This is a genomic window from Sorangium sp. So ce131, from assembly GCF_051519095.1.
Lineage (GTDB): Bacteria > Myxococcota_A > Polyangia > Polyangiales > Polyangiaceae > Sorangium.
On sequence record NZ_CP150455.1, the window covers coordinates 12,259,060 to 12,277,673 of the forward strand.

The 18,614-nt window shown below is 69.4% G+C and carries 11 protein-coding genes; 3 read left to right on the forward strand and 8 right to left on the reverse strand.

Features of this window, described 5'->3' with window-relative positions:
• The first annotated feature begins 123 nt into the window (after window positions 1–123).
• Window positions 124–555 carry an ester cyclase gene (locus tag WMF43_RS44585; RefSeq protein WP_437674479.1) on the forward strand — a complete coding sequence of 144 codons (432 nt, stop codon included), beginning with the start codon at window positions 124–126 and terminating at the stop codon, window positions 553–555.
• A 187-nt stretch (window positions 556–742) separates the two neighbouring features.
• Window positions 743–7,195, forward strand: coding sequence for an SIR2 family protein (locus tag WMF43_RS44590; protein ID WP_437674481.1), 6,453 nt, complete (start codon window positions 743–745; stop codon window positions 7,193–7,195).
• A gap of 108 nt (window positions 7,196–7,303) precedes the next feature.
• Here the strand turns inward: WMF43_RS44590 and WMF43_RS44595 are convergent, their stop codons facing one another.
• From WMF43_RS44595 to WMF43_RS44610, 4 genes are all read right to left on the reverse strand, one after another.
• On the reverse strand, window positions 7,304–8,215 hold the full coding sequence (locus WMF43_RS44595) for an Rpn family recombination-promoting nuclease/putative transposase (protein ID WP_437674483.1): 912 nt from the start codon (window positions 8,213–8,215) through the stop codon (window positions 7,304–7,306).
• A gap of 98 nt (window positions 8,216–8,313) precedes the next feature.
• Window positions 8,314–9,663: a twin-arginine translocation signal domain-containing protein gene (locus WMF43_RS44600; RefSeq protein WP_437674485.1), complete on the reverse strand. Its 1,350-nt coding sequence runs from the start codon at window positions 9,661–9,663 to the stop codon at window positions 8,314–8,316.
• 298 nt (window positions 9,664–9,961) lie between these two features.
• Window positions 9,962–10,456 carry a hypothetical protein gene (locus WMF43_RS44605; protein ID WP_437674487.1) on the reverse strand — a complete coding sequence of 165 codons (495 nt, stop codon included), beginning with the start codon at window positions 10,454–10,456 and terminating at the stop codon, window positions 9,962–9,964.
• Window positions 10,457–10,741: 285 nt separating this feature from the next.
• A complete protein-coding gene (locus tag WMF43_RS44610; RefSeq protein ID WP_437674489.1) occupies window positions 10,742–11,626 on the reverse strand; it encodes a zinc metalloprotease HtpX in 885 nt (294 codons plus the stop codon).
• A gap of 641 nt (window positions 11,627–12,267) precedes the next feature.
• On the opposite strand from WMF43_RS44610, the gene WMF43_RS44615 reads away from it, so the two are divergent.
• Complete coding sequence (locus WMF43_RS44615; protein ID WP_437674491.1) at window positions 12,268–13,308, forward strand: Gfo/Idh/MocA family protein; 1,041 nt, start codon at window positions 12,268–12,270, stop codon at window positions 13,306–13,308.
• A gap of 214 nt (window positions 13,309–13,522) precedes the next feature.
• On the opposite strand, the gene WMF43_RS44620 is transcribed toward WMF43_RS44615, so the two are convergent.
• From WMF43_RS44620 to WMF43_RS44635, 4 genes are all read right to left on the reverse strand, one after another.
• Window positions 13,523–15,085, reverse strand: a complete 1,563-nt coding sequence (locus WMF43_RS44620) for an endo-1,4-beta-xylanase (protein ID WP_437674493.1) — start codon at window positions 15,083–15,085, stop codon at window positions 13,523–13,525.
• 592 nt (window positions 15,086–15,677) lie between these two features.
• Complete coding sequence (locus WMF43_RS44625) at window positions 15,678–16,478, reverse strand: hypothetical protein (protein WP_437674495.1); 801 nt, start codon at window positions 16,476–16,478, stop codon at window positions 15,678–15,680.
• A gap of 516 nt (window positions 16,479–16,994) precedes the next feature.
• On the reverse strand, window positions 16,995–17,648 hold the full coding sequence (locus WMF43_RS44630; RefSeq protein ID WP_437674497.1) for a hypothetical protein: 654 nt from the start codon (window positions 17,646–17,648) through the stop codon (window positions 16,995–16,997).
• Window positions 17,645–18,577, reverse strand: a complete 933-nt coding sequence (locus WMF43_RS44635) for an ABC transporter permease (RefSeq protein ID WP_437674499.1) — start codon at window positions 18,575–18,577, stop codon at window positions 17,645–17,647. The genes WMF43_RS44630 and WMF43_RS44635 overlap by 4 nt, the downstream gene beginning before the upstream one ends.
• Between the last annotated feature and the right edge of the window lie 37 nt (window positions 18,578–18,614).

An 18,614-nucleotide genomic window follows, 5' to 3' on the forward strand; every position in this document is an offset into this window, starting at 1 on the left:
GGGCATCGGACGCGATGCCCGCCTGCGACAATCCCCGGCGGCACATGGGCCAGGATGTAAGGAGCCGGCTCGGCCCGGCCCGGCGGCGATTCACTGTCAGCGTGACAAGAGGAGAGTGCAGCCATGTCTTCCATCGAGAGCAACAAGGCGATCGCGCGGCGGTTTCTCGAGCTCGTGAGCGAACACAAGATCGAGGAGCTCTGCGAGATGATCTCCCCGTCCTGGAGGATGCACGGCGGGCCGCCCGCGCTCCCCGCGGGGCCGGAGGGGATCCGCACGCTCTTCGGGACCTTCGGCGCCATCCAGCAGGAATGGACGATCGAGGACGTGATCGCCGAAGGGGACAAGGTGGTCGTGCGCGCCACGAACACGTGCGCCCAGGAGAGCTTCCTGGGCATACCGAGCCACGGCCGGCCGCAGCGGTTCACGGCGATGTTCATTCACCAGATCGCGGACGGGAAGATCGTCGAGACCTGGCGGAACGCCGATGATCTCGGCCGGCTCCTGCAGCTCGGGGCGCGGTTCGAGCCGGGGAAGCCTCAGGCTTCGGCGTGAGAAGCGCGGCAGTATCTCTTGCCTCGCGGTCACAGCCTAAGGGTGGCCTCGATCCGGGCCGACCTCGGCGCGGCGTCGGGATGCTCCCGGCGGGTAGCCGCTGATCTCGCCGAGCGATCCCGCACATCGGCCGCTCGGCAGCTGAAGGATGGAGGCTCAGCGGCAGGATGACGTATCCTCGCCTGCCGTGGAGGGAGATCCGGCGCTGGACGACCTGCGAGCGGCATGCGACGGCGGGAACCTCGTCGTGCTCGCGGGCGCCGGCGTGTCGATGGCGGCGGGGCTGCCCGGGCGCAAGCGGCTCGTGGAGCTGGTCGCCGAGCGGGCAAGGCTGCGCGGGGGCGACCCGGCGACGCTGGCGGAGATCACCGAGCTCGCGGCCCAGGCGAAGTACATCGACGCCCTGTCCGCGGCGAAGCTTTCGCTCGGGGAGGTCGAGTTCAACAGGACGATCGAGCGCCACCTGGCCGACGAGGTCGCGGATGAGCCGGAGCTCGCGAGGGCGATCGCCGCGCTCGCGCCGAGGCTCCGTGCGGTGCTGACGACCAGCATCGACCGCGTGCTGGAGAGAGCCTTCGGCGGCCGGTGGCCGGTGCTCGCGCAGGCGACGGGGGATATCGCCACGAGGCGGGGCTTCGTCCTGAAGCTGCACGGGACGCTGCCCGAGTGGTCGACATGGGTGCTCACGCGGGAGCAGTACGAGCGCGCGATGTACGCGGACCCGAGGCTCAAGGCCGCGTTCGGGGCGCTCTTCAACACCTGCCCGATCCTGTTCGTCGGGTATGGGCTCGCGGACGACGACTTCGCGGCGATCCTCGGCCAGGTGCGCGCGCTCTCCGGGGGCCAGCCGCCGCAGCACTTCGCGCTGGCGCCGGCCCAGGAGCTGACCCCCTACCGCAGACGCACGCTCCAAGATGCGGGGATACGGCTGATTGCGTATGCCAACCCGGACGGCGGGCACGGGGAGCTCGTGCGGATCCTGCGGGACCTCGGGGCGGCGCCGCAGGCGAAGGCCACAAGCGCTGCGGCCGGGCTTGCGCGGACGCCGGACGAGGTGCTCCAGCAGCTCGCGGCGCAGCGCATCCTCAATCCAATGCGCCTGCGGGACGGACATGGACAGCCGCCCGAGCCAGGTCCTGATGCCAGGTTGATAGCGCGCTACCTGGAGCTCACGGGATGCCGGTGCGGACTCGCAAAGGTCAACCAGCTCTACCGTGGCACCGCAGGAGGGGCGCGGATCGTGGATGTCGTCCTGGGGGTTGCTGGAGACGGCTCCTTCGTCGTCGCGTTCGGCCCTGAGGCCGGGGCGCGGCAGGACTCATGCCTCGGCGACATCGCCCGCGCGCTCGGTCCTCTCGGGGGCGCCCTCCACCTGTTCGACCCGGTGGACGGCTCCATGGCGGCGCATCCCGGAGCCGAGGTCGTAGAGCTCCGCGCCGCGGTGGACACCCTGGTTCGCGACCCGCTGCGCGCGCACGCGCAGCAGTGCATCGCGGAGTGGACCGACGACCGCGAGCGCCGCTTCGTCGCGGGCCGGGCGCGGCTCGCCTCGGGGGAGGAGCTCTCGGTGGCAGAGGCGATCGAGCACGTGCTCGCGGCGAACCGCCGCGCGCTCTTGCTCGGGGACTTCGGCACGGGCAAGTCGACCCAGATGGCGCGACGGGCTGCGACCCTGGCGCGGGCCTACCTGGAGCACGGGCACAGGCGGCCGGCGCCGGTGCTGCTGCCGCTGCGCGGGATGCGGCCGGACCTCGCGACCCTGGCGGGGCGGCACCTGCCCGAGCTGCCGGTGGAGGCGCTGCGGCTCGCGGTGGACCTCGGGATGGCGATACCGCTGCTCGATGGGGTCGACGAGATGCAGATTGCACCGCACGAGGCCGAGGGGCTGGTCGCCGCGCTGACGGGGGCATTTCGCGGGGAGCGCGCGCGGATGGTGCTGTCGACGAGGAGCACGCTGTTCCGCTCGGTGGAGCAGAGGGACGCGGCGCTCCGCGCCGTGCCGTCGCTGGAGGTCGTGAGCTTGCAGGAGCTCGATCGCGCGGAGGTGGTCGAGTATGTCGGCAAGGCGGCGCCCTCCCGGACCGAGGCCGAGGCCACGCTCGGGCGCATCGCGAAGGTGCACGACCTGGAGAGCCTCGCCAGGCGACCGGCGCTGCTCGAGCTCATCGTCCAGCACCGCGACAAGCTGTCGTCCGAGGGGATGAGCGCAACCCGGCTCTACGAGATGGCTGCCGAGGAGTGGCTCGGCAGCCGGCGGGAGCAGGAGCGCGAGGTCAAGCACCCGGAGCGCCTCGCGTTCGCGCGCTCGCTGGCCCGGGAGCTCTTCGCCTCGGGGCGGGAGGCCGCGACGTACAAGGAGGTCGCGCGCGTCATGCTCGACGTGCTGAGCGGCGAGGCGCCGGCCCTCGATCCGGCCGGGGACGAGATCCGGAAGACGGTCTTTCTGGCGTTCGACGCGGATGGACGGCGGCTCCGCTTCGCGCACCGGTCGTTCCTCGAGTACTTCCTTGCGGTCGACATCGCCGAGCGGCTCGACGCAGGCCGGGAGGACGCCCTCGACCTGCCGCGGCTCACGCCGGAGGTGGTCGCGTTCCTCTCCGGTCTCGAGGGCTGGGCGCGCAGCAAAGAAGCGATGCGGGCGGTGCTCGCCTCGGGTTACCGGCGGCGCGTCAGCGAGAATGCCTTGCTGGCCATCTACCATGCGGCACGTGGCGAGGTGGGCGAGGGAGAAGCGCTGGGCGAGGCGCTGGACAAGGACCTACCGGGCGGGTGCGAGCTGGCCGGCGCGGAGCTCGCCGGGGTCGAGCTACCATGGATCTCGCTCGCCGGAGCCGATCTCACGGGGGCGAACCTCTCGCAGGCAAGGCTTCGATGCGCTGACCTCCGCGGGGCGCGGCTCGACCGCGCGAAGGCCGATCACACGGTGCTCGACGGCGCTGCGCTCGATGGGGCATCCGCTCGTGACGCCGATCTCTTCGGCGCCTCGCTCGTGGATGCGTCGACCGCAGGCGTCCGGTGGGACGGCGCGGACTGCGAGGGGGTGATCGTGCTGGACGATGCGCACGTGCCAGGGGGGCTCGCAGGGAACGACCGCGGGTCCGATACCTTGCTCACCGCGGTGTACCAGTGCCACGGTGGAGGCGCGGCGATCGCTTGGTCCCCGGATCGCAGGTGGTTGGCGCGCACCTCATACCGCATGATCCACCTGCTCGATGCGGTGACCGGCAGCGTCCGGCTCATTCTCCACGGCCATCAGCACATGGTGAACGCGGTTGCGTTTTCACCTGATGGCACGACGCTCGCGTCCGGTTCGGACGACAACTCCGTTCGCCTCTGGGACGCGCGCACAGGCGAGCTCCGAAAGACTCTCTCGGGGCATCAAAATGCGGTCTATTCCGTTGCCTTTTCTCCCGACGGCACCGCGCTCGCGTCCGGTTCGGACGACAACTCCGTTCGCCTCTGGGACGCGCGCACAGGCGAGCTCCGAAAGACTCTCTCGGGGCATCAAAATGCGGTCTTGTCCGTTGCCTTTTCTCCCGATGGCACCGCGCTCGCGTCCGGTTCGAACGACCACTCCGTTCGCCTCTGGGACGCGCGCACAGGCGAGCTCCGAAAGACTCTCTCGGGGCATCAAGACCCGGTCTATTCCGTTGCCTTTTCTCCCGATGGCACGACGCTCGCGTCCGGTTCGAACGACCACTCCGTTCGCCTCTGGGACGCGCGCACAGGCGAGCTCCGAAAGACGCTCTCGGGGCATCCAAATACGGTCTATTCCGTTGCCTTTTCTCCCGACGGCACCGCGCTCGCGTCCGGTTCGGGCGACCAGTCGGTTCGCCTCTGGGACGCGCGCACAGGCGAGCTCCGAAAGACTCTCTCGGGGCATCAAGATGCGGTCTTGTCCGTTGCCTTTTCTCCCGATGGCACCGCGCTCGCGTCCGGTTCGGGCGACCAATCGATTTGCCTCTGGGACGCGCGCACAGGCGAGCTCCGAAAGGCTCTCTCGGGGCATCGAAATGCGGTCTTCTCCGTTGTCTTTTCTCCCGACGGCACCGCGCTCGCGTCCGGTTCGTACGACCACTCCATTCGCCTCTGGGACGCGCGCACAGGCGAGCTCCGAAAGACTCTCTCGGGGCATCAAGCTTCGGTCAGGCCCGTTGTCTTTTCTCCCGACGGCACCACGCTCGCGTCCGGCTCGGACGACCACTCCGTTCGCCTCTGGGACGCGCGCACAGGCGAGCTCCGAAAGACTCTCTCGGGGCACCAAGAGTCGGTCTATTTCGTTGCCTTTTCTCCCGACGGCACCACGCTCGCGTCCGGTTCGGACGACCACTCCGTTCGCCTCTGGGACGCGCGCACAGGCGAGCTCCGAAAGACTCTCTCGGGGCATCGAAATGCGGTCGATTCCGTTGCCTTTTCTCCCGATGGCACCACGCTCGCGTCCGGTTCGGACGACCACTCCGTTCGCCTCTGGGACGCGCGCACAGGCGAGCTCCGAAAGACTCTCTCGGGGCATCAAGATCCGGTCTATTCCGTTGCCTTTTCTCCCGATGGCACCACACTCGCGTCCGGTTCGGACGACCACTCCGTTCGCCTCTGGGACGCGCGCACAGGCGAGCTCCGAAAGACTCTCTCGGGGCATCAAGGTTCGGTCTGGCCCGTCGCCTTTTCTCCCGACGGCACCACGCTCGCGTCCGGTTCGTACGACGACTCGGTTTGCCTCTGGGACGCGCGCACAGGCGAGCTCCGAAAGACTCTCTCGGGGCATCAAGGTTCGGTCTGGCCCGTTGCCTTTTCTCCCGATGGCACCACGCTCGCGTTCGGTTCGTCCGGCTACTCCGTTCGCCTCTGGGATGCACGCACAGGCGAGCTCCGAAAGACTCTCTCGGGGTATCGACGTTCGGTCGGTTCCGTCGTCTTTTCTCCCGACGGCACCACGCTCGCGTCCGGTTCGGACGACCACTCCGTTCGCCTCTGGGATGCGCGCACCGGCATGTGCATCGCGGCGCTCTATGCCGTCGGAGACGCTGCTCTCGCCTACGTCGAAGGAACGCCGTTCTTCACCGGCAGCGGCGACATCTCCCCCCTCGTACGCTTGGTCGCCGACCTTCGCGTCATGCCGCCGGACCTCTGGGCTCCGCTCTTCGAGCGCCCGGACCTCGTGCAGCGCGCCCTCGCCGGTGAGCCACCCGATCTCGCAGCGCTCGGCCTCGCGACCTACGCCGACTGCGCCGCCGCGCTTGCCGCGGAGCGCGCCCGCCGTGGCCTGGTCCGCCGGCGGCGCCCCCGCGCCACGATCGCGCGCGAGCCGCACGCTCCCGAGGCGCTCGAGCACACGATCACGCTCACCCGGCTCCAGGTGACGCTGGCCGTCCAGGTGGGCGGCAAGCGACCTTCCGCCATGCTCCCGGTCCGCATCGACGGGCTTCCCCCCGGCGCCTCGATCTCCGCGGAGCTGCACCTCGGCTCGGGGCACCGCCATCCTGCCCAGGTGGCGCACCTCCACCGCGATGACCGAGCCGACGCCACGTTCGCGGAAATCCGCGCCGACGTGCCGATGCCCGGCACCGCCGTCCTCTCGATCACGGTGACCTCGCCGGACGGCAGCTCGCGCACGGATCCATTCAGCGTCACGTTCGTGCCTGACAACCCGTACATCGCCGGCCCACCCATCCACCACCCCGCTCAGTTCTATGGGCGCGACGCGGAGATCGCCTGGATTGTCCGCGATCTCGACCGCAGCTCCATCGCACTCCTGGGGGCCATGCGGATCGGCAAGAGCTCGCTGCTCCACCAGCTCGCGCACCGCTTCAGCGGCACCGCTGTCTACCTCTCGCTCCAGCAGTACGCCGGCAGGCTGGACAGGTTGCTGCCGGACCTCGCGCACCTCATCGCTCCCGGCGAGCCCACCGAGGGCGACCCGTACGCCTGCGTGGATCGGACCATCCTCCGCCGGCTCGAGCAGCTCCGCGCGCGTGGGCCCGAGCCGCGCTACGTGCTCCTGCTGGACGATGCCCAGGTTCTGGCCGGCGCGCCCGAGCTGCGCCGCCAGCTCGGCGCGCTGTTCCAGTCACGCCACCACGACGGGCTCCGCGGCGTCATCGCGGGATCACCTGCCGCCCTGCGCGAGCTCGCGGCCGACGTGTCACACGCGTCGCCCCCGGCCTTGCTCGCCACGTTCCAGCCCGTTCGCCTGGGCCCCATGACGGCCGCCGAGATCGCGCGGCTCGTCACCACGCCCCTCGGCGACGAGATCACCCTCACGGACGAGGCGGTCGCCCGGGTCGTCGCGCTCTCGGGCGGACAGCCGCTCATCGCGCAGCTCCTCTGCCACGACGCGCTGGACGCGCTCCGGGCCGAGGGCCGCTACCGCATGGAGGCCGACGACATCGAGCAGGCGCTCCGCGACAAGGTGCTCGACAGCGTGGCCGACCTCTTCACTTACCAGGCCCGCTGGGCGGCCCTCCCGGACGAGGTGCGCGAGCTCCTGCGCAAGCTGGCGGCGATGCCGCCTGAGGAGCGGGGGACGCTCGACGCGCACAGCGCGCGCCTCCTCTCGGACCACCACCTCGCGGACAAGGCAAAGCGGCGGCTTGAGCTGGAACCCACGTTCTTCGTGTGGTTGCAGGAGGTGGAGCCATGATCAGCTTCGGACAGATGTCCCTGGGATCATGGCTCCTCCCAGGGACTGCAGACTACGCCGAGCAGATCTTCCGCTGGGCTCGTTCCACGCCTCGACGGTTCGTGGCCATCAAGGTGGATCGACGACATCCTTCGCGGCCTTTGCCGTGACGGCCCTGGCGAGCCACCGATCGAGCACGGCTGCGTCCGAGCACCCGAGGATGCGCGCGCGTGTCGCCTGGTCCGCAGGGATGCCACGCGTCGCGAGCACCGCCAAGATGGCCTCCGCCTTGCCGGCCGTGTGCCCCTCCTGGCGCGCCACCGCGAGCGCGCCGCGCGCGTCCTGCTCGGCCATCTTCGCCCGCTCGTAGGCGTCCCACTCCTCGGGAGAGAACGTCGCTGTCCGGGCGACCTCGAGCGCATCCCGGAACGGCTCCTCCGACAGCGCGGGCGGCACCACGTTCAGGTTCTTCGCCTCACGGAAGAAGTAAGCCCACTTGTCGATGAGCGTCTCCGGCGCATCGCCGGCCGCATACTTGGGAAGCTCGAGGAAGGCATACTGCACCTGCGACAGCCCTCGCTCGCCGCCGTGCTGCTCCTGCATGCGCCACCGGCTCAGCATCGGGACCTTGAACCGGCCGCCCTCGTCCCTGTCCGGCCAGAGATTGAAGTTGCAGATCGTCACGCCGACGACGTCGCACAGGGCCGGATACTCATCGGCGCTGCGGAGCTGCATGACATACGCCTTGCTGGCGTTGTACACGACGCGCTTCTCGAACCCCTCGACCTTGAGGACCTGCATCTCCACCACGAATCGCCGTCCGGTCCCGTCCGTGCACTTGACGTCCACGATCGACAGCTTCAGCTCCGCGACGCCGACGTGCTGGTCGCCGCTGAGGTGCTGCACGTCGAGGATGCGGCGCTCGCCGTCGAGCTCGAGCACGTGGTTCAGCAGGGCGACGAGCAGAGGCTTGCGCGTCTCGGCGCCGAAGATCCGCTTGAACACAAAGTCGGTCTTGGGGTCGGCGAAGACGGGCTGCACGGAGAGGTTCTACGCCCGCCGAGCGCGGGAGGCAACGGCGCGCCTGCGCGCCGTCGAGGCGAGAGCGGAGGAGCTCGGCGCGGCGTCCCGCAGCGAACCTAGAGGCGGAACACCTTCGGCGAGCCCGAGAGCTCCGCGTTCGCGTCGCCCGTCGCGTCGAGGCCGAAGGCGTGCAGCCTGTACTCGGTTCCGTTGCGCATATCGTCCGGGATCCGGAACGAGAACCCGTGGTGTCCCGCCATGTTGAGGTGCTGATTGACGTCCAGCCTCGGCACGTCCGCGCCCGCGCCGCCGACGAACCGGAGGCCGGAGATGCCCGGTCCGCTCGCGTAGAAGTGGACACCCACGCTGGCCGGCGTGTCGGGGTCGGCCGCCCACCCGGAAGCGACGCCGGTGCCCGGATCGATCGCGTCGAACCAGCCGATCGGCGTCCTCCGCGTCCTCCCCGCGTTCACCCGCCGCGCGTAGGCCGAGTCCCCGTCCCCGTAATACGCCGCGGCCCTGTCGCCGGGGGCAGGGTTGCCGCCGTGATCGAGGTTGAGGTGAAAGTAGCAGGATCCCCAGACGTTCCACGGGAGGACAGGGTTGCTCTCGTTATAGTGCAGGAGCCCCGCCATGCGCTCTCCCTTCTGCGCCCGCGACTCGTCGGTGTGCAGACCCACCTCGGTCAGGATCCACGACTTCGTGGGCGCGTAGCTGCCGTAGAGCCTGAGCACCAGCGGTAGATCGTAGCCATGGTACCAGCTCTCACCCGGCCCGTTGTAGGCGTGCAACGCGACGTAGTCGGCCGTGAGGAGCGGACTGTCGGCGCCCTCCCGGTAGATCTGCAAGAACCACTCGATGTCCAGGAAGTCGCGCGGGGCGAGCGAACAGGTGACGATCTTGGCCAGCGGGAACTGCCGCCGGCAGCGGGCGATCGCCTGCGTCAGGTAATATCTGTTGTCCCAGATGAACTGCTCCTTCCACGGGCGGCTCTGGCCGCGCCAGAAATCGCCTGTCCCGCCCGGATCGTTCACCGTGTTGGGCTCGTTGCCCAGCTCGATGATGAGATCCCGCTTCTTCGCCTTCGCCGCGTACCACGGGGCGATCTCCGCCTCGACCTGGTTCGGGTCGACGTGGCCCCTGTCGCCGGTCACCGTCCGGACGAGGGTGATGGGCGTCAGCGAGCAGACCTCCGAGATGGTCGCCGGATCGGTCATCGAGCGGCCGTGCAGCCCCCACCCGGTGACCACCTTCAGCATCTGATAGCCGCCCAGGCTGATGGAATTCCTGAGCTGGTCCATCGTCGCGGCCGTGAGCGTGATGCCGCCGACGCGCGGCTTGTACGCCGCCTGCGCCTCGGCTTCACCCTCGATCCCGGTCACGACACCCGCCACGCCGGCCGCCGTGGCCGAGATGAACGCGCGCCGCGACAGCGCGAGCGCTGTACCCTTCTCGATAGTGCTCATGACAACCCTCTCCAGTCGTGTTGGTCCGAATCGAACACACGCCTCCCTCGACGGCCGCTGTCGATCGCGGCCGGCGGAGCGCGCGTTCGTTGAGTGCACGCGCTTGGTGCACGCGCTGGACCAGCAGGGAGATCCACCTGCGCGCGGGGCGCGGGCGCGCCGCCGGCGCAGGGCGTGGGTTGCGGGCTGTAGGCGGGGGCCAACACCTGTGGGCGGGCACCTACGGCGGCGTGCGCGGCTGCGCAGGCGCGCCGTGTGCCCGAGAGCTCGCGCGAGCGTCGGACGGCGTCCGGTGGGGCTATACGGATATGATCCGGCCCCTGGCCGGCCGCTTCTTCCCGCCCTTCTCGCGCTTCTCTTTCTTGTCGTGCTTCTTCTCGAGCCCGAGCTGCTCCGCGATCGCCTTGCGCGCCGCGCGCGTGATCTCGCGGACCTGCTTCGCCTCGTCGTGGGTGATCACGCCGTCCTTGGCGGCCCGGTCGACCGCCGCGCGCACCTTGCCCTGGAGGTCGTCGAGCGCCTTCCGGACCTCGGCGCGGCGCGGGGCGGGGACGCCGCGCTTCTCCATCTTCGCCTCGACCTTCGCGCGCTGCTTCGCGATCCGCTCGTCAACGCGCTTGCTGAACCTGGCCGCCTCCATCGGGAAGTGCGGTCGCGCCTTGCCGCGACCGTGGTGCGCCGCGTCCGCGGCCGCCGCCGGGGTCTCCCTGGCAGCGGCGGCGGCCGGAGCGGCGGCGGCCGTGAGGGCGGCGAGCGCGGCGAACGCCGAGGTGATGAGAGCGAGCTTCTTCATGTCTGATCCTGCCTCTCGAGGTGACGCGATGCGGTGGCGATCCGTGCAGCGCGAAGCGAGCCGAGGCGCTCCAGAGCGCCCCGCGCTCGGCCGGTCTGACGTCGACCGGGTGGCTCGTATTCCTTCTTCGCAGCGCGTCACGCATGCGTCACGCACGCACCTCGGGGAGCGCACGCGGCGGCCCACACGCCGCGGCGAGATGGCGCGGGAACGCCCGAGCTCGCTCGCTACAGCAGGCTACGGCAGGACCAGCGTTCGGCCATTGCGGGCGGGCGATGCCCGCGGTCAGGCGATCGCCCGCGTCCAGCCCCGCGCCGTCCCGACGCTCGCCGCCATCGAGAGCAGCCGGCTCACGCGCTCCTCGGTCGTCGGGTGCGTCGAGAACCACCGCAGCAGGGAGCCCGCACCGGTGAGAGGGTTCACGATGAAGAGGCTCGCCGTCGCCGGGCGCGCGGCCTCCGAGGGGATGATCTCGGCGCCGCGCTCCAGCTTCGAGAGCGCGCTGGCCAGCGCCTCGGGGTCGCCGCTCAGCTTCGCGCCGGTCTCGTCGGCCATGAGCTCGCGCGAGCGCGAGATGCCGAGTTGCACGAGCGTGGCCGCGATGGGGGCGACGATCGCCAGCGCGAGGCCGGACAGGGGGCTCGCGCCCTCGTCGTCGTCCGAGCCGCCGCCGAACACCCCGGCGAAGCTCACCGCGTGGGCGACCCACGTGATGCCCGACGCGAACGCCGCCGCGATGGTGGATACCAGGATGTCGCGGTTCTTGATGTGCGCGATCTCGTGCGCGAGCACGCCGCGCAGCTCACGCTCGCTGAGGAGCCGCAGGATGCCCTCGGTCACCGCCACGACGCCGTGCTCCGGGTTCCGGCCGGTGGCAAAGGCGTTCGGCTGGGCGTCGGGGATGACGAAGACGCGAGGCTTCGGGATGCCCGCGCGACGCGAGAGCTCCTCCACCATCCGGTGCAGGCCCGGCGCCTCGAAGGGCGAGACCTCGGCGGCCCGGTGCATCGCGAGGACGATGCGATCCGACATGAAATACGCGCCCAGGTTCATCGCGAGCGCGAGCACACCGAACAAGACGAGGTACCCCGGGCCGAGCGACCCGCCGATGGCAATGAGGATCGCCGACAGCACGCCTAGCAAGAGGATCGTCTTGATCTGATTCTTCATGAACTTCGTTACCTCCAGAACGGAGCGCTGACATCGCTGCTCCGGGGATTGGGTCCATCGAGATCGATGTGTCGCGCCCCGCGTCTTGCAATGCCGCACCGCGGGTCCCCGAGATCAGCAGGCGCCGCGCACCGCAGATTCCCGCGGCGTGCGCGGCCCTCCTCCTGCGCGGTGCGTCAACCTGGAACCAGGAGGCGGACCAGCATGGAAACAATGGAATTAACGCAATTTCTCTGGCTGAACACCGATGCCGGGGGCCGCGGCGATCGGTCCGGGATGGAAGCGCTCAGAGACCGAGGACGCCGATCATCGTCTCGGCGTGGCGGGTGCCCAGGGTGACCTGTGCGTCGTGCCCGAAGTGGAGATTCCAGGTGTGAGAACATCGACGTCTACTTTTCATGAGCGGATTTCTCCGACAGCTGTAGCCAGCTACTGGAAAGTGTGAGGTCCGTCTCGAAGCAGCCACTTTCAGCGGCGGCCCCGGTCCTGGGCACGCCGAGACGGTCGCCCCGAGGGGGACTGTGAACGCTCACGCGGCTCGGTTCAATTCCGACAAGCGAAGGCTTCCCGCCGCTGTCGACTCACGTCGAGCGTTTACAGGCGTTCCGTCGGCCGCTAGCGTCGCGAGCAGCGAGGTGCCCATGTCCACATCTGCCCAGGATCCGAAGTCCAACGAAAACCTCACCCCCGTGCGCTGGGGCGTCCTCGGGGCGAGCAACTTCGCGTTGAAGGTCAGCCTGCCCGGCATGAAGCGGGGGCCCCTGACCCAGCTCGCCGCGCTGGCGTCGCGCGACATCGGCAAGGCGCGCGCCGCCGCGCAGTCGCTCGGGATCCCGAGGGCGTACGGCAGCTATGACGAGCTGCTCGACGATCCGGAGATCGAGGCCATCTACAACCCGCTGCCCAACCACCTGCACGTGGAGTGGACGGCGCGCGCCGCCCGCGCCGGCAAGCACGTCCTGTGCGAAAAGCCGATCGCGCTCGGCGCCGCGGACGCCGAGACGCTGGTCGCCGTCCAGCGGGAGACGGGCAAGCTGATCGCCGAAGCGTTCATGATCCGCAACCATCCGCAGTGGCAGCAGGCCAGGGAATGGGTGCGAAGCGGCCAGATCGGCGACCTCGTCAGCGTCCAGGCGGCGTTCTCGTATTTCAACCGCGACGCCGCCGACATCCGCAACAGGAAGGAAGTCGGGGGCGGCGCGCTCTACGACATCGGCTGCTACGCGGTGAACACGTCGCGTTTCCTGTTCGGGCGCGAGCCCGCGCGGGCGATGGCGCTCGTCGAGCGCGATCCCGAGTTCGGCACCGACCGCCTCACCTCGGGCCTGCTCGACTACGGCGGCGCGCACCTGACGTTCTCGTGCACCACGCAGGCGGTGGCCTACCAGCGCGTGAACGCGCTCGGCACCAAGGGTCGGATCGAGATCGAGATCCCGCTCAACGCCCCCGCCGACCAGCCGTGCAAGATCTTCCTCGATGACGGCTCGGCGCTGAACTGCAGCTCGGCCAAGGTCGTCTCGTTCCCCGTCGTCGACCAGTACCAGCTGCAGAGCGAGGCGTTCTCGCGCGCCGTCCGCACGGGCGGCCCCGTCGAGAACCCGATCGAGGTCGCGGTCGGCAACATGCGGGTCATCGACGCGCTCTTCCGGTCCGCCGAGAGCGGGCGCTGGGAGAAGATCTGACCAGGCGAACACGAATCGGCGACGGACGAGCGTGCTGAACCGCCGTGAGGTGGCTGGTCCGAAAGCACGGGTCGCGTGGAAATACCGAGATAATCAGCAGATGTGCAGAGGACCGCAGGGCGCAACGGACGCGAGGGGAAGAGGGGCACAGAGTGGTTCTCTGTTCCCTCGCGCCCCTCGCGCCCTTGCGGTCTCTCTCCTTCCCGCCGGCCCGTCAGCGGCCGAGGAAGCTCATGAGCCAGCTCATGGCCGGCCGCATCCTGCCATCCGAATACTGGAGGCCGGTGTTGTCCCGCCACGTGGCGCCGACGATGTACCCCCAGAGGGTGATGCCTTTGACGGAGGGGTGGTTCCAGTACATCGTGAACTGCTCCTCCATCACCCGCTTCTGCTGGTTGTCGTCCGCGAGGCCGATGTCGTACTCGGTGATGTACACGGGCTTGCCCAGGGAGGCGAGCCTGTCGATGTACCCCTTCACGGTGGTGGTGTTCAGCTTGTAGGCGTCGTGGGCCTGCGCGCCGAGGGCGTCGACCGGGGCGCCCGCGTTGATCACCGCCCTCGCGATCCTCATGAAGTTGTTGTGGTCGTTCTCGTACTCGATGTTGTTGTAGTCGTTGAGGATCAGGACCGCGTTCGGGCAGTACTCGCGAGCCCACTTGAAGGAGTTGACGATCCAGTCGTAGCCGCTGGCGCCGTCGCCGCCGATGCCGTTCTTGTACGAGGGCGTGGTGTGGGGCGGCGGCTCGTTGACGACGTCGATGTACTTCGTCTCGGGGTAACGCGCGCAGTACGACCGCATCCAGTCCTTCACGGCGGCCTGCTGCTCCGACGCGGAGAGGCTCGCGATCCAGCTGGGTTGCTGGGCACCCCACACGAAGGTGTGCGCCTTCATCTGGATGTTGTTCGACCTCGCGTAGTTGTAGATCGCGTCGAGCCTGCTCCAGTTCTTCGAGCCGCGGGTCCTCTCGACCTCGCCCCACTTGCCCTCGTTCTCGGGCGTGATCTGGTTCCAGTACCTCGAGAAGCCGTCGCGCACGGCGCCGCTCGTCGTGATGTTGCCGACGAACTTGCCGCCAGCACTGGAGCCGCCGCCACCACCGGTCCCGCCGGACCCGCCGCCACCACCGGTGCCGCCAGTGCCGCCGGTGCCGCCAGTGCCGCCAGAACCGCCGGTGCCGCCGGACCCGCCGGTGCCGCCGGTGCCAGTGCTGGTCCCCACGACCCTGAGCGAGAACTTCTGGTTGGCGCCGTTCGCCCAGCTCCACTGCTGGAGGCCGGTGCCGTCGGCCGTCGCCAGGCCCATGACGTCGAGCGCCTTGCCGCTGCTGCGGACCATGATGCGCTGGACGTTGGTGGCGACATCGACGAACTGAAATTGCTGGCTGCCGGCAGTGCCACAGCCGGACTGGACGATGGTGGCGCCGTCGGCGTTCGAGCCCCCGTTCGTCCCGAGACAGAGGCCGCTGTTCACGTTCTTGAGGCGGAAATAACCGCCGCCCATGGACTCCGCGCGGAACTGCTGTCGCGTCGTGCCGTTGCAGGTGGCGATTTGCGCCGCCGCCGAGCTCGACGTGCTCCCGCCCCGGATCTCAACGCACTTGTTGCTCTGGGTGCCGACGATCGTATAGACCGCGCTCGTATCGACCGTGATGGCGTCGTCGACCGAAGCACCCTCCTCGGTCTCGGCGTCGTACGCCTCATCGGGGTCGATGACACACGACACGGCGACCATGCCCATCGCCGCCGCAAGCAAGGCCTGCTTGGTTCCGAATCTCATCGTGTTCTCCTCGTCTTGCTAAGTAAGTAAAAATCGAGTCTGCCTGATGCTCGACGCTGCCCTTGCTCAGGTCGGGGTCGCTCGCCGCACGCTGAAGGCTCCCGAGGGGCCGCCACACTGGCCATTGCCGCTGCGGATGAATCTCGAACGAGATGCGCGCGGAGCGGATAAGTTCGTTCTGCGCGTCAGGGCGCGACCGCCGCCCCCGCGAGCGCGCCGTCACCACACACGCCCGCGACGATCGGGCGAACGGAGCCGATACCGGGGACGAAGGTCCCGGTGCGCATGACGACCTACTCAGAGCAACGCCGAAGGATGTATCGATTGTGAGCGCTCACATCGAGGATGTCAATTCGAATCCGCCCGCTCGCGATGAACCGTCAGCTCGATCACCACTCGAGCTCGGTGTCGCAGGCGCTCGCACAGGGCGCTCACGGACGCTCGGTGTGCTCAGCATGGATACGATGTCGGCGCCGGGCCCCCAGCCTCGGTCGGGCGGCGATCGCCTCCTGGCCCAGCGGACCTGCTGCGGCTCGTCCGGGTGAGCCCGCTAATTTTGCAGCCCTGGCGAACGCCGCGCCGCGCGCGGCCGTCAGGCCGGCGTGAACTCTATCTCATACCGCGTGACGGTCCCGCCCGCGCGCTTCGCCCCGGCCTCGTCGAGGATTCGATACCTCGGCCTCTGCCGCGAGAACGCGCGCGAGATCCCCGCAATGACGCCCTCGTTGAGGTGGCATGGGTACGGCGTGTCGTCGTCGAGCACCATGGACGTCGGCGTCTCGCGCACGACGCGCCAGCAACCTGCAAGCCACCGGGGCGCCCTGAGGTGCGACTCGAAGTACGCCGTCTCGGTGAACCGCAAGGCGTCGGCGATCGTGCTGACCTGCGGCGGCCAAGGCATCGTCGAGTAGATCTTCTCCCCCGCGTGCCGCGCGGCGCTCTCGCCGATGCGCGCCTTCACGAGATAGAACGCGCCAACGAGCTTCCACATGGGCCACTCGGTCCCCTCGACGTACCTCAAACGGTCGAAGAGGTCCGTGACGAGGCCAGGGAAGACATCGAACCCGGCCCGGAAAATCCTCGAGTTCTGGGGCGACGCCCGCACCCGCGCAGGCAACCGATCACGAAACTGGGACGGAAGCGCAGCATAGACCCCGGGGTGCTCGGACTCCATCTCTTGCCGCGTGACGTACCTGATGCTGGAAGCAGGCTCTGGACAGCGGTTCGACGAAGGTTCCTTGGACGCCGCGGATCCGTCGTGGCCGACATCGAGCGCCATCCGGCGAGCCTCGCGCGATACGTTGCAGTAAGGACGGGCGCTGAGCTCCGGCGTCCCGTCCACGAAGATCCCCTTGCGATCGATCCTGATCCTGCCGTCATCCAGCATCGCCATCTCGCCCCCTTGCCAGCGTGGGAAGCCGGTGTGGCGCTCGGACCCGCCATCAGGGCTCGAGCGGTCGACCGGTCATGGTCCGCACGCTCTTTCACGAACGTGCGAATTATCCTGCGGATGCGGACGCGTGGCAGCAATCCCGAAGTTCCACAAAACTGCTCGGGAAGAGCCTGACTTCATCTACTCCCCTTCCGTATCTCTTCCGTATCTCGCCCGTTCTTCGCCACCTTCATCACACCTTCCGCAAAGGATATCGCAGACCTGGCGCTCCCCGGCCGCCGAGCGCCTGTTCCTTGGTACCGAGAGACTCAGGGACTCATGATGACGCCACATCGCGGGATGTCGGAGCGCTTCGTTCCATCGGGGACGCTCATGGGCCGTCGCAGGCACAACACCACGTCATCGGCAGGGGAGATGCCGCGCCAGACAGAACACCGCACTTCTCGCTGGTTCGCGCCCGTCAGCGGTCCTGCTCGCGCCAAGGCACGTCCGGCTGCGCTGGCGCCGCGGCCGGCGTCACGCCTGCCAGATCGCCAGCAGCCAAACCGCGACCCCGACCGCACACACCGCCAGGCCCGGCAACGCCCGCGGCCAGAGCCACTGCCCGGTCACCGTGACCGCGCGCCGGACCACCCACACCGCGCCAGCCACCCAGGCCGCGAAGGCGGCGACCAGCGCGACCACCCAGCCCGTCCGCGGGGCGTCGTCCCGCGCGAGCGCCTCGAGGTGCTCCCGCGCGACCTCGGCGGCGGGCTCCGTCCGGGTCCCCGGCGGGCGCGGCGCGGCCGCCGAGAGCCGCGCGATCGCCGCGTTGGCCTGCTCCAGATCCTCGGCGTGCGGCGTCGTCAGCCACCGCGTCTCCAGGGCGGCCGTGCGCACCGCGCGCCACGCGAAGAGCGCCGTGTCGGCCTGGCCAAGCCCCTCCGCCGCCGTCGCGAGCGCGATCAGCCGCTCGTAGGCGACGCGGACGTGCGGCGCGCCGGGCGCATACCAGCCCGCCGCCCGCCGGGCGTGCAGCGCCGCCGCGTGAGGGTCCCCCGCGCGCAGCGCGGCCGTGCTCTCCGCGATCTCCCGCTCGCCGGCGGCGACCACGCGCAGCGACGCCGCGCCGACGAGGAAGCCGGCGACGGCGAAGCCGCGCAGGACGGCGAGCACGAGCGAGAGCCTCACAGAAAGTCGCGCTTCTTGAAGACGAACGCGGCCACCGCGAGCAGGCCGAGCGCCCAGCCGACGCTGGTGACCGCCGCCCAGCCGAGGTAGATGGCGAGGTTCGCGTCGAGCGCCTCGCCCGCGAGCAGCGGGCGGGGCGGCACGTAGATCTGCAGGTTCGGCACGACCCGGGAGAGGGCGCGCCCCGCGGCGCTGAGGTGCGGGCCGAAGTACTTCACCGGCATCTGCGCGAGCGAGTCGGCGTTGCGCCCGACCAGGAAGACCCCCAGCGTGAGCAAGGACGACAGGAACGGCGTCGAGAACGAGGAGAACAACGTCGCCCAGGCCGCCACGATGCCCACCTCGAGGAAGGTGAGCGCGCTCCCGCCGAGCACGACGCGCCGCTCCGTCGGGGCAACGGACGAGAAGATCACGCCGAGGGCGAGGAAGACCACCGACCACGGGATGAACCCGTACGTGCGCGCCAGCGGAGAGCGCCACGCGGCGACGCCGAGCACCACGAGCGAGGCGACGCCCGCGCCCGCCACGAGCGCCACCGGGCGGCCCCCCAGCACGGCGCTGATGAGCAACACCAGCCCGGCGTCGGCGAGGATGAACACCGCGAGCGTGAGCAACGTGCCAAGGTACTTGCCCACGAGGTACTCGCCGCGGCGGATGGGGCGGGCGAGGATCGGGAAGATCGTCTTCTGCTCGAGCTCGCGGTAGAGCGACGTCGCCCCGATGATCACCGCGACCGCGATGCTGAACAGCGAGAGCGACGCGACGCCGAGGTCGCTGACCACACGCGCCCCGTTGCGGAGCGTGTAGGCGCCGACGATGATGGAGTAGAAGGCCACCGCGAACGCGACGCCCGAAAGGCCGATGAGGATGCGCGCCCGAAGCGATTCCCGGTACGTGTTGAGGGCGATCGCGGAGATGCGGCCGAACATCACGGCGACGTTAGCAAGGGACAGGGGGAGCTTGTAA